General features: G+C 72.1%; 12 protein-coding genes. 2 read left to right on the forward strand and 10 right to left on the reverse strand.

Annotation, left to right across the window (positions count from 1 at the left end):
- Window positions 1–43 precede the first annotated feature (43 nt).
- Both ABD401_RS23420 and ABD401_RS23425 read right to left on the reverse strand, forming a co-directional pair.
- Window positions 44–985: an acyl-CoA desaturase gene (locus tag ABD401_RS23420; RefSeq protein ID WP_344609333.1), complete on the reverse strand. Its 942-nt coding sequence runs from the start codon at window positions 983–985 to the stop codon at window positions 44–46.
- Window positions 986–1,161: 176 nt separating this feature from the next.
- Entirely contained in the window at window positions 1,162–1,977 is an 816-nt protein-coding gene (locus ABD401_RS23425) for a trans-aconitate 2-methyltransferase (protein ID WP_344609335.1), read from the reverse strand.
- Window positions 1,978–2,028: 51 nt separating this feature from the next.
- Here ABD401_RS23425 and ABD401_RS23430 point away from each other — a divergent pair, with 51 nt between their 5' ends.
- A complete protein-coding gene (locus ABD401_RS23430; protein WP_344609337.1) occupies window positions 2,029–2,523 on the forward strand; it encodes a MarR family winged helix-turn-helix transcriptional regulator in 495 nt (164 codons plus the stop codon).
- A gap of 159 nt (window positions 2,524–2,682) precedes the next feature.
- On the opposite strand, the gene ABD401_RS23435 is transcribed toward ABD401_RS23430, so the two are convergent.
- The 4 genes from ABD401_RS23435 to rsmA form a co-directional block, all read right to left on the reverse strand.
- Window positions 2,683–3,708, reverse strand: coding sequence for a type IV toxin-antitoxin system AbiEi family antitoxin domain-containing protein (locus tag ABD401_RS23435; RefSeq protein ID WP_344609339.1), 1,026 nt, complete (start codon window positions 3,706–3,708; stop codon window positions 2,683–2,685).
- Between the two features lie 224 nt (window positions 3,709–3,932).
- On the reverse strand, window positions 3,933–5,723 hold the full coding sequence (locus ABD401_RS23440; protein ID WP_344609341.1) for an ABC-F family ATP-binding cassette domain-containing protein: 1,791 nt from the start codon (window positions 5,721–5,723) through the stop codon (window positions 3,933–3,935).
- A 16-nt stretch (window positions 5,724–5,739) separates the two neighbouring features.
- Window positions 5,740–6,648: a 4-(cytidine 5'-diphospho)-2-C-methyl-D-erythritol kinase gene (locus ABD401_RS23445; protein ID WP_344609343.1), complete on the reverse strand. Its 909-nt coding sequence runs from the start codon at window positions 6,646–6,648 to the stop codon at window positions 5,740–5,742.
- Between the two features lie 64 nt (window positions 6,649–6,712).
- Window positions 6,713–7,561 carry a 16S rRNA (adenine(1518)-N(6)/adenine(1519)-N(6))-dimethyltransferase RsmA gene (rsmA, locus tag ABD401_RS23450; protein ID WP_344609345.1) on the reverse strand — a complete coding sequence of 283 codons (849 nt, stop codon included), beginning with the start codon at window positions 7,559–7,561 and terminating at the stop codon, window positions 6,713–6,715.
- A gap of 29 nt (window positions 7,562–7,590) precedes the next feature.
- Here rsmA and ABD401_RS23455 point away from each other — a divergent pair, with 29 nt between their 5' ends.
- Window positions 7,591–8,316: a Type 1 glutamine amidotransferase-like domain-containing protein gene (locus ABD401_RS23455; protein WP_344609347.1), complete on the forward strand. Its 726-nt coding sequence runs from the start codon at window positions 7,591–7,593 to the stop codon at window positions 8,314–8,316.
- Window positions 8,317–8,346: 30 nt separating this feature from the next.
- Here ABD401_RS23455 and ABD401_RS23460 read toward each other — a convergent pair whose 3' ends face one another.
- The 4 genes from ABD401_RS23460 to rsmI all read right to left on the reverse strand — a co-directional run bounded on the left by ABD401_RS23460 (window position 8,347) and on the right by rsmI (window position 13,665).
- Window positions 8,347–9,462, reverse strand: coding sequence for a resuscitation-promoting factor (locus tag ABD401_RS23460; RefSeq protein ID WP_344609349.1), 1,116 nt, complete (start codon window positions 9,460–9,462; stop codon window positions 8,347–8,349).
- Between the two features lie 491 nt (window positions 9,463–9,953).
- The gene (locus ABD401_RS23465) at window positions 9,954–10,799 is read right to left on the reverse strand and encodes a TatD family hydrolase (RefSeq protein ID WP_344609351.1); all 846 of its coding nucleotides are present in this window, start codon (window positions 10,797–10,799) and stop codon (window positions 9,954–9,956) included.
- The gene (metG, locus tag ABD401_RS23470; protein ID WP_344609352.1) at window positions 10,799–12,604 is read right to left on the reverse strand and encodes a methionine--tRNA ligase; all 1,806 of its coding nucleotides are present in this window, start codon (window positions 12,602–12,604) and stop codon (window positions 10,799–10,801) included. The genes ABD401_RS23465 and metG overlap by 1 nt, the downstream gene beginning before the upstream one ends.
- Window positions 12,605–12,789: 185 nt before the next feature.
- Window positions 12,790–13,665: a 16S rRNA (cytidine(1402)-2'-O)-methyltransferase gene (gene rsmI / locus ABD401_RS23475; protein ID WP_425566242.1), complete on the reverse strand. Its 876-nt coding sequence runs from the start codon at window positions 13,663–13,665 to the stop codon at window positions 12,790–12,792.
- Window positions 13,666–13,796: the final 131 nt, after the last annotated feature.

A 13,796-nucleotide genomic window follows, 5' to 3' on the forward strand; every position in this document is an offset into this window, starting at 1 on the left:
GGGGACCAGTCTGCCTAATCCAGGCCGATGATCAGCGCGCGACTCAGGTGGCGCGTCGGGCGTCGAGGCGCTTGGCGTCGGGCCAGCGGACGTTCGAGGCCCAGCCGAGCTTCTCGAACATCCAGATCAGCCGGGCGCTGGTGTCGATCTGACCGCGGAGCACGCCGTGGCGCGCGGAGGTCGGGTCGGCGTGGTGCAGGTTGTGCCACGACTCGCCGAAGCTGAGGATCGCGAGCCACCACACGTTGCCGGAGCGGTCGCGGCTCTTGAACGGCCGGTTGCCCACGACGTGGCAGATCGAGTTGACCGACCAGGTGACGTGGTGCAGCAGCGCGATACGGACCAGCGTCGCCCAGAAGAACGCCGACAGCGCGCCCTGCCAGGACATCGACCACAGGCCGCCGAGGAGCGGCGGGAGCAGGGTCGAGACCGCGACCCACGTCGGGAAGTGGCGGGAGATCTTGACCACGTCCGGGTCCGCGAGCAGGTCCGGCGCGTACTTCTTGGCCGGCGTCTGCTCCTCGTCGAAGAGCCAGCCCACGTGCGCGTGGTACAGCCCGCGCGTCAGGCCGCGGACACTCTCGCCGTAGGCCCACGGCGAGTGCGGGTCGCCCTCGGTGTCGGAGAACTGGTGGTGCTTGCGGTGGTCCGCGACCCAGCGGATCAGCGGCCCCTCCACGGCGAGGCTGCCCATGATGCCGAGCGCGATGCGCAGCGGCCGCTTGGCGCGGAACGACCCGTGCGTGAAGTAGCGGTGGAACCCGACGGTGATGCCGAACCCCGTGATCACGTAGAAGACGCCGGCGATGACGACGTCGCGCCAGTGCAGGCCCCATCCCCACATGACGGGGACGATCGCCGCGACCGCGATCAGCGGAACGACGATGAACACTCCGAGAACGGTCTGTTCGAGCCAGCTCTTCCGTTCCGATCCCATCGTTCCCTTGACCTCGGGGGTCGGCGGAAGCAGCTGGGTTGTTGCCATGCAGAAGCTCGTTTCGTCGGGGACTGCTCGGTCGAAGGTGACCTACGTGTCCGTAGGTTACGGTTCGGGTGCTACCCGCCGCACCCCCTTGTGATGCGTCCCATCCGAACGGGGGAGAAACCTTGCCCGGACGGGCCAGGTGGGCCGGTACGCGCACCGGAGCGCGATCGCGCTGGTCAGGCCGGGATTCGCGCCACGACGAAGATTCGCCGGAACGGGAACGTGACGGTCCCGGCGTCGTTGGGCGGGTAGGCCGCGCGCAGGGCCGCGCCGTACTCGGCCAGGAAGGCCGCACGCGCCTCGCTGTCCTCCCCCAGCACCGCGAGCACCGGGCGCAACGCCGTCCCCGTCGTCCAGCGCAGCACCGGGTCGGGGCCGTCGAGGCGGTGCAGGTAGGTCGTCTCCCAGACGTCGGGACGCGCACCGGCAGCGGCCAGGACGTCGGCGTAGCGGGCGGGGCTCTCGACGGCCTCGCGGCGCTCGGGGATGCCGGCGAGGCGATCCCGCCAGGCGGGGCTGCGGGTGACCTCGCGGAGCAGCACGTGGCTCGGGGACTCGAAGTTGCCGGGGACCTGGAAGGCCAGGACGCCGCCGGGGGCGACGGTGCGCAGCCAGCCCGGGAGCCGGTCCAGGTGGCCCGGGAGCCACTGGAGCATCGCGTTGGAGAACCAGACGTCGACGGGCTCGCCCGGGGCCCAGGAGTACGCGTCGGCGACCTCGTAGCGGCACGCGGCGGCCCCCGGTTCGGCGGGCTCGGCCTGCGCGGCGGCGATCATCTCGGGCGAGGAGTCGGTGCCGAGGACGTCCGCGTCCGGCCAGCGCCGGGCCAGCAGCCGCGTCGAGGTGCCCGTGCCGCACCCGAGGTCGACGACGCGGGCGGGCTTCTCGACGTCGATCGCGGCGAGCAGGTCACGCGCGGGCCGGGTTCGCTCGTCGGCGTAGGCCAGATAGGTCTGCGGGTCCCACATGGTGTCCTCCCGGCGATCCACCATGATCCGCAACTGTCTTGATGTCAAGAAAATATCGTGGCTATATTCGGGTTCATGCAGGACGAGGTGGACCGGCTCGTCGCCGCGTGGCGACGTGAACGACCGGACCTGGACACCCGGCCGTTGGAGGTGCTGAGCCGGGTGACCCGGCTCGCCCGACACCTGGACCGGGCCCGCCGCAGCGCGTTCGCCGAGCACAACCTCGAGGCGTGGGAGTTCGACGTCCTCTCCGCCCTCCGCCGATCGGGTGAGCCGTACCAGCTCTCTCCCGGCGCGCTGCTGAACCAGACGCTCGTGACGTCGGGAACCATGACCAACCGGATCGACCGCCTCGCCGCGAAGGAACTCGTCCGCCGCGAGCCCGACCCCGCCGACCGCCGGGGCGTCCTGGTCGTCCTCACCCCCAAGGGCCGCGCCGTCGTCGACGACACCCTCACCGACCTCCTCGCCCACGAGCAGAAGCTCCTCGCCGGCCTCACCGACCGCCAGCGCGACCTCCTCGCCGACCTCCTCCGCGACCTCGTCGCCCCCTTCGACAACCCCGAGTGACCCGCCGCCTCCCCGCTGCGGGATGACGTCCCGCAGGGTGGCCGTGTCAGCCCTCGCTCAGGCCGACACCCCCGTGCCGCGGGATGACGTCCCGCAGGTGTGGGGTGTCAGCCCACCTGCGGGCCGACAAGTGCGCGCTCGGGCTGACACGCGCCGGACTCAGCTGGCGTGCCGGAGGCGAGCCCGCGCGGCCGCGGCCTCGACCTTGGCGAGGAACCGGGCCTCGGCGTGGTGCAGCTCCTCGTGCGTCGGGCGAACTACCTCCCAGCCGACGTCCCGGATGTCGTCCTCGCGGATCTTCTCGTCCCACAGCACCGCCGACAGTTCGCCGTGAGGCCGCTCGTACTTGACGCGCCCGTCCGGCTCGATGTCGACCCAGAGCTCGATGAGCGCGATGTCCAGACGACGCTCCCGACCGGCACGGTCCACGATCCGGTGCTGCGTCCGGTAGCCGCGATAGCCGGCGTCGTGGAGGATCAGACGGGCGACGCTCTCGTTGGCGGACTCGGCTCCCGCGTCGGCGATCTGCGCGAGTTCCAACGCCTGCTTCCCACCGCGCCAGCCGGCACAGAACTCCGCGACCTCGATCAGGTCAGGCTGGGGACAGCCGAGCCGGAGCGCCTGGTCCGCGACGATCAGCCCGTTCTTGCGGTTGCTCTCCCGCATCAGGTCGACCGCGGTGCGGGCGAGGGTAGTGACCGGCACGCCCTGATGGTGCGTCAGGTGCGACGCCGGTAGTTGCGCCGGCATGACGCTCACGTGCGCGCGGTAGGTCCGCTTGCAGCGGTCGGCGGAGACGAGCTCGACCTCGGACGGACCCGGCGGCGTCTCGCCCCCGAGCGAGGCCTGGCGGTACGCCTCTTGGTCCGGTTCACCGACGAGAGCCCACGGCAGGTGGAAGCCCCAGAGACACGCCGCGCTGCGATGCCCCGCGACGAGGCGCTCTGTCACCTCCGGCAGCCAACCTCGATTCAGCAGCGCGGCCGCGACCTCGAGGCGGTGTTGCGTAACCGGGCCGTCGTTCCACAACACGGCCGTCGTGAAGACGTTGCGCCGGACCCGGACGACCATGCCGTGCCGGACCGCCGCGGCGAGGTCGTCGCGATCGATCCCGGCGGCCGCGGCCTGCTGGGTCGAGAAGACACCGGCCTGAGCTTGCATGACCGCGAGCAGTTGAGGGTTCATGAGCGCACATCCTGCGCCCTTCGCAAGCCCGTTCTGGGTTGTCCACAGGGTCATTTTCCGCGGACCTTCCGGGTGCCGCGAGTGTCAGCCCGCAGCGTCAAGTCTCAGCCCGCCCAGGGGCCGACAGGGGCCCCCTGCGGGACGTCATCCCGCAGCAGGGGGTGTCAGCCCGCACAGGGGCTGACAAGGGCGCCCTGCGGGACGTCATCCCGCAGCAGGGGGTGTCAGCCGTCGGCGAGTTCGGCGGCGAGGAGCCACTGCTCCTCGAGGGAGGCCTTCTCGGCGGCGAGCTCGCGGAGGGTGCCGTCGAGCTCGGCGACCTTGGCGTAGTCGCTGGCGTGGGTGGCGAGCTGGTCGTGGAGGTCGGCCTCGGCGGCGGCGATCTTCTCCAGCCGGCGCTCGATGCGGGTCAGCTCCTTGCGGGCGGCGCGGGCCTCGGCCCCGGACGCGGCACTCTTCGACGGGGCGGCCGCGGCGGTGCTCGGCGTCGCGGCCGCGGGGGCGGAGGCAGCGGCGCGGAGGGCGAGGTACTCGTCGACGCCGCCGGGGAGCATGCGGAGCCGGGCGTCGCCGAGCAGGGCCTGGACGGTGTCGGTGGTCCGCTCGAGGAAGTACCGGTCGTGGCTGACGACGAGCAGCGTCCCGGGCCAGCCGTCCAGGAGGTCCTCGAGCTGGGTGAGGGTCTCGATGTCGAGGTCGTTGGTCGGCTCGTCCAGGAACAGGACGTTCGGCTCGGTCATCAGCAGCCGCAGCAGCTGCAGCCGCCGGCGCTCACCGCCGGAGAGGTCGCCGACCGGCGCCCACTGCCGGTTCCCGGTGAACCCGAACCGCTCGAGCATCGAGGACGCGGTGTGCTCCTTCTTACCGAGCGTGATGAACTTCGCGATCCGCTCGACGGACTCCAGGACGCGCTCGGTCGGATCGAGCTCGCCCACCTCCTGCGAGAGATGGGCCGCCTTCACCGTCACGCCGACCTTCAGCGACCCCGACGCCGGCGACAGCTGCCCGAGCAGCAGGCGCACCAGCGAGGTCTTGCCGCTGCCGTTGACGCCGACGAGGCCGACCCGGTCGCCCGGGCCGAGGTTCCACGTCTGACGGTCCAACAGAACTTTGTCGCCGACCTTCAGCGTGACGTCGTGCAGCTCGTACGCGGTGCGGCCGAGGCGCGCGCTCGCGAACCGGACGAGCTCCTGCGAGTCCCGCGCGGGCGGCTCACGCTCGATCAGTGCGTTGGCCGCGTCGATGCGGAACTTCGGCTTGGACGTCCGGGCGGGCGGGCCACGCCGCAGCCACGCCAGCTCCTTGCGCGCGAGGTTGGCCGCGCGCTCCTCCGTCGCCTGCGCGACGCGCTGCCGCTCCGCCTTCGCGAGGACGTACGCGGCGTACCCGCCCTCGTAGGCGTGGACCGCGCCGTCGGAGACCTCCCATGTCCGCGTGCAGACCGCGTCGAGGAACCACCGGTCGTGCGTGACGACGAGCAGCGCCTGCGGCGAGGACGCGAGGTGCTCCGCGAGCCACGCGATGCCCTCGACGTCGAGGTGGTTGGTCGGCTCGTCGAGGACGAGCAGGTCCGGCGCCGCGATCAGTTCGCGGGCGAGCGCGATCCGGCGCCGCTCGCCACCCGAGCACGGCCCGACGACCGTGTCGAGCCCGGCCGGGAACGCCGGCAGTGACAGCCCGCCGAACAGGCCCGAGAAGACCGCGCGCACCCGAGCGTCCCCGGCCCACTCGTGCTCGGGCCGATCGCCGACCACGACCTGACGGATCGTCATCTCCGGGTCGAGCCGGTCCGCCTGCGACAGCACCGCGACGCGCAGCCCACCGGAGTGGGTGACGCGTCCGGTGTCCGGCTCCTCGACCTTCGACAGCACGCGCAGCAGCGTCGACTTGCCCGCGCCGTTGCGGCCGACGACGCCGATCCGCTCCCCCGCCGCGAGGCCGAGGGAGACGTTGTCGAGCAGCCGCGTCGGGCCGTAGGCCTTCGAGACGGCTTCGAGGTTGACGAGATTGCTCATGGGCGGACGCGCTCGATCACGTACGGAGCACCTTGGCGCCGGGGACCGGTCCACCGGCCCGCTTCGCGTCGCGGCACAGACCCATTGCGGTCAGGCCGACGGCGACGTCGATCGCGGCCTCGGGCGAGCGGACGAGGAACGCGACCGTCGGGCCGCTGCCCGAGACGATCGCCCCGAGCGCACCGAGCTCGGCCGCCGCGCCCAAGGTCTGGGCCAGGGCGGGCCGCAGCCCGACCGCGGCCTCCTGCAGGTCGTTGGACAACGCGGCCCCGAGCGCCTTCGCGTCCCCGGACCGCAGCGCCGCCATCAGGGCGTCGTCGACGGCCGGGTCCGGGACCTCGGCCCCCGCCGCCTCGCGCAGCCGGTCGCACTCGCGGTACACCGTCGGCGTCGACAGGCCCTCGGCCGCGACCGCGAGCACCCAGTGGAACTCCCCGCGCGCGAGGACCGGCGAGAGCAGCGTCCCGCGTCCCGTGCCGATCGCCGTGCCCCCGAGCAGCGCGAACGGGACGTCCGAGCCGAGTGTGGCCGCGATCTCGGCGAGCTCGTCCCGGGAGAGCGCGGTGCCCCACAACGCGTCGCAGGCGACGAGGGTCGCCGCCGCGTCGGCGCTGCCGCCGGCGAGCCCGGCCGCGACGGGGATGCGCTTCACCAGGCGCAGGCGCACGCCCTCGGCCATGCCGGTCGCCTCGGCGAGCGCGTTGGCGGCCCGCACGGCGAGGTTGCCCCCGTCGAGGGGGACCTCGGGGTCGGGCTCGGCGAGCGTGACGGAGATGTCGTCCGCGGGCTCGGCGATGACGTCGTCGTAGAGCCCGACGGCGTGGAAGACCGTCGCGAGGTCGTGGTAGCCGTCGGGACGCAGCGGGCCGACCGCGAGCTGGAGGTTGACCTTCGCCGGGGCGCGCACGGTCACGCTCTGCCGCACGCTGGTCCTCCCCTCGTTCGGGAGGCGGACTACCCCCCGGCGCTCAACCTAGTGCGGCCCGACCCTACGGGCGTGGCTTGTGCGCGGCGATGCGGGCGAAATCACCGACGTCGAGGGCCTCCCCGCGCGCGGTCGGGTCGACACCCGCAGCTTCGAGCGCGGCGGTCGCGGCCGCGGCCGACCCGGCCCAGCCCGCGAGGGCGGCGCGGAGCATCTTGCGCCTTTGCGCGAACGCGGCGTCGATCACGGCGAACGTCTCGGAGCGGTCGGCCGCCGGGGGCTCACGCCGCCGCAGCAGCACCAGCCCGGACTCCACCCGCGGCGCCGGCCAGAACACCGCCGCTCCGACCGAGCCGGCGCGGCTGACCTCGGCGTACCAGCGCGCCTTCACCGACGGGACGCCGTAGACGCGGCTGCCCGGCGTCGCGGCGAGCCGTTCCGCCACCTCGGCCTGAACCATCACCAGCGCCCGCGTGAGCGACGGGAACGTCTCCAGCGCGTGCAGGAGAACCGGCACGGCGACGTTGTAGGGCAGGTTGGCGACCAGGGCGGTCGGTTCCGCGGGCAGGTCGGCCGCGGTGACGCGCAGCGCGTCGGCGGTGAGGACGGCGAGGCGGTCGGCCCGGTCGGGTGCCTGGGCCGCGACCGTCCCCGGCAGCGCGGCGGCCAGGCGCGGGTCGATCTCGACGGCGACGACGCGGGCGACGGCCGGCAGCAGCGCGAGCGTCAGCGACCCGAGCCCGGGCCCGACCTCCAGCACCACGTCGGACGGCCCGACCTCGGCGACGCGCACGATCCGCCGCACCGTGTTCGGGTCGATGACGAAGTTCTGCCCCAGGGTCTTCGTGGGGCTGATCCCGTGCTCGGCGGCGAGCGCGCGGATCTGCGCGGGCCCCAGCAGGCCGTCGCTCACGTGCGCTCCGATCCCCGTACGTTTCCCTCATGCCTGCAGACGCGCCCACCATTCTGGCCACCAGCGGCGGCCTTCGCCTCGGCCACCGCACCCGCTACGAGTTCTCCCCGCTCACCGAGTACGCCGTCGAGCTCGCCGGCGTCACCGGCCGGGCCCCGCGGATCTGTCTGCTCACGACCGCGCTCGGCGACGACCGCGCGATGCTCACCCTGCTCTACGAGGCCGCCCAGGTCGCCGGCTGGGTGCCCAGCCACCTCGCGCTGTTCCCGATGCCGAACGCCCCGGACATCACCGCCCACCTGCTCGAGCAGGACGTGATCTGGGTCGCCGGCGGCAGCGTGGCGGGCCTGCTGGCGATGTGGCGCCTGCACGGCGTCGACGACGCGATGCGGGCGGCCTGGGAGGCCGGCGTCGTCCTGACCGGCGTCAGCGCGGGTTCGCTGTGCTGGCACGTCGGTGGGACGACCGACTCCTTCGGCCCGGACCTGCGGCCGGTCACGAACGGCCTCGCCCTGCTCCCGTTCTCCAACGGCGTCCACTACGACTCCGAGGAGCAGCGCCGGCCGTTGTTCCACCGCCTCGTCGCCGACGGGACGTTGCCGGACGGCTACGCGACCTCCGACGGCGCCGGCCTGCTCTACCGCGGCACCGAGTTCGTCGAGGCCCTGATCGAACGCGACGGCGCGGCCGCCTACTCCGTTGCCGGATCCGGCGGCCGCGCCGTGGAGACGCAGTTGGACGTGCGTCGGCTCTGACCTACTGACAGGCCTTCGACTGACGAGGCGTCAGCTGAAGAGCCGTCGGCCGCACACCGGCCAGGGGCTCGCGCCGCGCTGCTTGTAGAGCAGCTGAGCACGGTAGGTCTGCTCCTCCGCCGGGGCCTGGTGCGGAAGGCCCTTGCCTCCCACCGAGCGCCACGTGGCGGCGTTGAACTGGTAGAGCCCGTAGTACGGACCGGCCGGGTTCACCGCACGCGGGTTCCCACCCGACTCGCACTGCGCGAGCGCGGCCCAGTTCAGGTTCTCGGCGCCGGTGCGGCCGTACTGGCCCGCCTTGGTGCCGACGCGCACGACCTGCTCGACCGGCTCCTTGAGGACCCGGCTGGAGACGGTGCTGCGCTTGGCGACCTTGCCGTCCTTGCTGATCAGGTCGACCGTCATCTCCTTGACGCCCTTGACGCCCTTCTTGACGATCTTCGTCTCACCGAAGTACATCGTCCGGTCCTTGATCTCGCGGACCGTGAAGGGAATGTCGACCTTCACCGTGATGCGCTTCGAGTCGACGCGGACGACGCGGATCGTGGAGCCGTCCTTCGGAGCGGCGTCGAGCTTCGGGCCGACCTCGTCGAGGGCGCCGAGCGAGATGCCGGCCTCGAGGAGGACCTGGCGGACGCTGGTCGCGACCGTCGAGAGCTCGCGGGTTTTGCCGTCCGCGACGACCGTGACGTCGCGCGGGGTGAGGACGCGGAGCTTGAGGCCCTCGCGACCGATCGCGGAGGACCGCGACGCGGAGACGTACATGTTGTCGTCGCGCAGCCCGAGTTCGCTCAGGGCGGCGTTGACGCTGGTGGCCGTGACCCACACGCGCCGGGTGGCGCCGTCGACCTCGAGGTCGATCGGGCGACCGAAGCGGATCGCGATGCGCTGACCCTCCGCGACCGGACGGTCGAGCGGGGGAACCACGACGTCGTGCTCGGTGACCTTGATGCCCTCGCGCTCGAGGACTCCGGCGACGGTCCCGGCGAAGGTGTGCACCTTCTTCGTCTCACCGTCGACGGTCAGCTCGATGGTCTTGTCGAAGCTGACGAAAGCCGTCACACCCACCACCATCGCGGCCACGATCGCCGCGTGAATGGCCCACTGACGGCGACGCCGCACCTTTCCGGCGGGCGGCGTCGGCATCTGCGCGGGGGCAGACGTCGGCTCAGATGTATGCACGGTGCTCCAGACGTCGAGCTACCCGGGCACGGTGGTCCCGGTTCCACTCGGCCCCGCCGGCCTCGGCGCGGGCGCCGGTACCGGGGTGGGAAGGGCTCTGCGATCCCGGGCCAGTACTCCGATCCCGGCCACTGAGCGCAGGACGATAAGCACCGACTTCGCTGCCTGGCAAACCGCTGAGAGCGCTCTCCCGGCGGTTCGGCGCGCAAAAACGGCGCTCCTGGCGACGAGTCATGGGCACGACGTTACGAGTTGGTCTCGGGCGTGTCCGAGGCGCTCAGAACACAATTCCCCTGGACTTTGCCGGTCTTTGGGTCTTGATCGACACCAAATGCAAGTCCGATTCAGGTCTTTTGTTGACCTTTCGACCTGGGGAAAACGGTGCGAGATACCTCACGGACGCAATTCGGCCCAAACGGCCCAATTCGCCGCCCCCGTCAGGGATCTACCGCCGGTCAGAACGGGCCGAACATCCGCTCCGTGGTGGCCGCGAGGGCGGCGCCGAGCTCGTTGGGGTCCTCGCCCCTGACCTGCGCCATCGCCCGCACCGTCAACGGAATCAGGTACGGCGCGTTGGGCCGGCCGCGGAACGGCAGGGGGGTCAGGAACGGGGCGTCGGTCTCGACCAGGAGCAGGTCCCGCGGCGCGAAGGCCAGCGCGTCGCGCAGGTGCTGGTTCGCCTTGTACGTGACATTGCCTGCGAACGACAGAACGTACCCCGCGTCGGCGCAGGTGCGGGCCATCCCGACGTCGCCGGAGTAGCAGTGGAAGACGACTCGCTCCGGGGCGCCCTCTTCGCGCAGAATGCGCAGCACATCTGAGTGGGCGTCACGATCGTGGATCACCAGGGTTTTCCCGTGTCGCTTGGCGATCTCGATGTGGCGACGGAACGACTCCTGCTGGACGGCGTGGTCGTGCTCGCCCTCGGTACGGAAGTAGTCCAGACCGGTCTCCCCGATCCCTCGGACCTCCGGACGCGCGGCGAAGTGGTCGATCTCGGCGAGCGCGGCATCGAGGTCCGCCAGACGCGGCGCCTCGTTGGGGTGCAGCGCGACCGTCGCCCACACCGCGTCGTGCTCGGCCGCGACGTCCGCCGCCCACAGCGAGGACGGGACGTCGATGCCGATCTGAATCAGCGTCGGGACGCCCACCGCGGTCGCGGCCGCGACCGCCGCCGCGACCTCGGGCTCCTGCAGGTCCAGGTGCGTGTGCGCGTCGGGGACCGGAACCTCGAGCGGCTCCGGGGCCGGGGGCACGTCCTCGTGGGGTTCCTTGCCGTCCCGGCGTGAGCGGACCGCCATCAGTCGCCGGCCTCCAGGCGCGCGAGTTCCTCCTCGACGATCGAGGCGTCGAGCTTGGTGAAGATCGGCTTCGGCGGCTCGAGCTTGGTGCCGGCAGCGATCGGGCGCGACGCCCAGACCGCGGACGCGGACGCGTAGTCCCCGCGCAGCACCGCGTAGTCGTCGTTGCCCTCCTCCGACACCTCGTCGATGCGCGGCGTCGGCGCCCAGACGTCGGAGTTGCCGAGCAGCTCATGCACCTTCTGCGAGCTGTGCGGCAGGAACGGCGTCAGCAGCGCCTTGCAGTCGTCGACCAGCTGCAGCGCGGTGTGGAGGATCGTCGCCTGGCGGGCCCTGTTCTCCTCGCCCTCCTTGAGCTTCCACGGCGCGGTGTCCGACAGGTACTTGTTCGCCGCCGCGACGACCGTCATCGCCTCGGTGATCGCCGCCTTCTGCCGCGACCGGTTGAGCAGCTCGCCGACGGGACCGAACGCGGCCTTCGCGGTCGCGAGCACCTCGCGGTCGACGTCGAGGAGCTCGCCGGGCTGCGGGATCTCCCCGAAGTTCTTCGCGGCCATCGAGATCGACCGGTTGACCAGGTTGCCCCAGCCCGCGACGAGCTCGTCGTTGTTGCGGCGCAGGAACTCGTCCCAGGTGAAGTTGGTGTCAGAGGTCTCCGGGCCGGCGACGGCGAGGTAGTACCGCAGCGCGTCGGCGTCGTACCGGGCGAGGAAGTCCTTGACGAAGATGACGACCGAGCGCGAGGAGGAGAACTTCTTGCCCTCCATCGTCAGGTACTCGCTGGAGACGACCTCGCTGGGGAGGTTGAGCGCGCCGAGCTCACCCGGCGTCCCGCCCTTGTCGCCCCGGCCCGAGTAGCCGAGCAGCAGCGCCGGCCAGATCACCGAGTGGAAGACGACGTTGTCCTTGCCCATGAAGTAGTAGGCCTCGGCGTCGGGGTTGTGCCACCAGGCCTTCCACGCGTCCGGGTCGCCGGAGCGGCGCGCCCACTCGACGCTCGCCGACAGGTAGCCGATGACCGCGTCGAACCAGACGTACAGGCGCTTGTCGTTGCGGTCCTGCCACCCCTCGAGCGGGACGGGAACGCCCCAGTCGATGTCGCGGGTGATCGCGCGCGGGCGCAGGTCGTCGACGAGGTTGAGGCTGAACTTGAGGACGTTGGGACGCCAGTCCCCGCCCTTGGACTGCAGCCAGGACCCCAGCGCGTTCGCGAACGCCGGCAGGTCGAGGAAGTAGTGCTCCTCCTCGACGAACCGCGGCGTCTCGCCGTTGATCTTGCTGACCGGGTTGATCAGGTCGGCCGGGTCGAGCTGGTTGCCGCAGTTGTCGCACTGGTCGCCGCGCGCCCCGTCGTACCCGCAGATCGGGCAGGTGCCCTCGATGTAGCGGTCGGGCAGCGTCCGGCCGGTCGACGGCGAGACCGCGCCCATCATCGTCTTCGGAACGACGTACCCGTTGCGGTGCAGCCCGCGGAAGATCTCCTGCGCGATCGCGTAGTGGTTCCGCGTGCTCGTGCGGGTGAACAGGTCGTAGGTCAGACCGAGCCCGCGCAGGTCCTCGGTGATGACCTTGTTGTAGCGGTCGGCCAGCCCCTTGGGGGTGAGCCCCTCCTTGTCGGCCGCGACCAGGATCGGCGTCCCGTGCTCGTCCGTCCCGCTCACCATCAGGACGTTGTTCCCGGCCATCCGCTGGTACCGGCTGAAGACGTCCGACGGGACGCCGAACCCGGCGACGTGTCCGATGTGCCGCGGTCCGCTCGCGTACGGCCACGCGACCGCGGTGAGGATGTGACGGGGGGAAGCCATGTGTCGATCCTAGGCGCGGGCCGCCACCCCTTTTGCCCGCGGGATGACGTCCCCGGCGTCCCCCTTGTCAGCCCGCCGCAGGGCTGACACCCACCCGCTGCGGGACGTCATCCCGCAGTGAGCCGTGTCAGCCCGCCGCAGGGCTGACACCCACCCGCTGCGGGACGTCATCCCGCCGGGAGCGGTCAACGGCGCTTGGCGGCGACGACGGCGTCGAAGACATCGCGCTTGGGCAGACCGGCGGCGGCGGCGACGGCGGCGATGGCCTCCTTGCGGGTCTCGCCGGCGGCCTCGCGATCGGCGACGCGCGCCGCGAGCTCGGCGGGCTCGACGGCGCCGGCCTCGACCGGGGGCGCCCCGGCGACGACGACGGTGATCTCGCCCCTGACCCCGTCGGCGGCCCAGGCGGCGAGCTCGGCCAGGCCGCCCCGGCGTACCTCCTCGTAGGTCTTGGTCAGCTCACGGCAGACCGCGGCCCGGCGGTCGGCGCCGAAGGCCTCGGCCATCGCCGCGAGCGACTCGGCGAGCCGGTGCGGCGCCTCGAAGTAGACCGACGTCCGCGGCTCGGCGGCGAGCTCGGCGAGGCGGGCCCGCCGCTCCCCCGCCTTGCGCGGGAGGAACCCCTCGAAGCAGAACCGGTCGACGGGGAGCCCCGACACCGCGAGCGCGGCCAGGACGGCGGACGGTCCCGGCACCACCGTCACCCGGATCCCGGCGGTCACGGCCGCGGCGACGAGCCGGAACCCCGGGTCGGAGACCGACGGCATCCCGGCGTCGGTGACGAGCAGGACCCGCGCGCCGGCGGTCAGGGCCTCGAGCAGCTCCGGCGTCCGCCCGGCCTCGTTGCCCTCGAAGTAGGAGACGACCCGGCCCGGGACCTCGACCCCGAGGCCGGCGGCCAGGCGCCGCAGCCGACGGGTGTCCTCGGCCGCGACCACATCCGCGCCCGCGAGCTCGGTCGCGAGCCGCGGCGCCGCGTCCGCGTAGTCGCCGATCGGCGTCCCCGCGAGCACCAGCACCCCACCCGCGTCCGTCCCGCCCTGTCCCGTCACGGGCCCCATCCTCCCGCCCGGCGACCTCGCACTCCGCTCATGCATGAGCAGGGAGTCGAAATTCGGACATCGCGAGGGCGAATTTCGACCGCCCAGTCATGCAAGAGCCACCTCCCGCTCATGCATGAGCAGAGCGTCGA

It is taken from the genome of Sporichthya brevicatena (assembly GCF_039525035.1).
Classification (GTDB): Bacteria; Actinomycetota; Actinomycetes; order Sporichthyales; family Sporichthyaceae; genus Sporichthya; species Sporichthya brevicatena.

What these genes read in the sequence shown, in the direction of transcription:
- ABD401_RS23420 (WP_344609333.1), bottom strand. Translation starts at nt 985, where the DNA reads ATGGCAACAACCCAGCTGCTTCCGCCGACCCCCGAGGTCAAGGGAACG.
- ABD401_RS23425 (WP_344609335.1), bottom strand. Translation starts at nt 1,977, where the DNA reads ATGGTGGATCGCCGGGAGGACACCATGTGGGACCCGCAGACCTATCTG.
- ABD401_RS23430 (WP_344609337.1), top strand. Translation starts at nt 2,029, where the DNA reads ATGCAGGACGAGGTGGACCGGCTCGTCGCCGCGTGGCGACGTGAACGA.
- ABD401_RS23435 (WP_344609339.1), bottom strand. Translation starts at nt 3,708, where the DNA reads ATGAACCCTCAACTGCTCGCGGTCATGCAAGCTCAGGCCGGTGTCTTC.
- ABD401_RS23440 (WP_344609341.1), bottom strand. Translation starts at nt 5,723, where the DNA reads ATGAGCAATCTCGTCAACCTCGAAGCCGTCTCGAAGGCCTACGGCCCG.
- ABD401_RS23455 (WP_344609347.1), top strand. Translation starts at nt 7,591, where the DNA reads ATGCCTGCAGACGCGCCCACCATTCTGGCCACCAGCGGCGGCCTTCGC.
- ABD401_RS23460 (WP_344609349.1), bottom strand. Translation starts at nt 9,462, where the DNA reads ATGCCGACGCCGCCCGCCGGAAAGGTGCGGCGTCGCCGTCAGTGGGCC.
- ABD401_RS23465 (WP_344609351.1), bottom strand. Translation starts at nt 10,799, where the DNA reads ATGGCGGTCCGCTCACGCCGGGACGGCAAGGAACCCCACGAGGACGTG.
- metG (WP_344609352.1), bottom strand. Translation starts at nt 12,604, where the DNA reads ATGGCTTCCCCCCGTCACATCCTCACCGCGGTCGCGTGGCCGTACGCG.
- rsmI (WP_425566242.1), bottom strand. Translation starts at nt 13,665, where the DNA reads ATGGGGCCCGTGACGGGACAGGGCGGGACGGACGCGGGTGGGGTGCTG.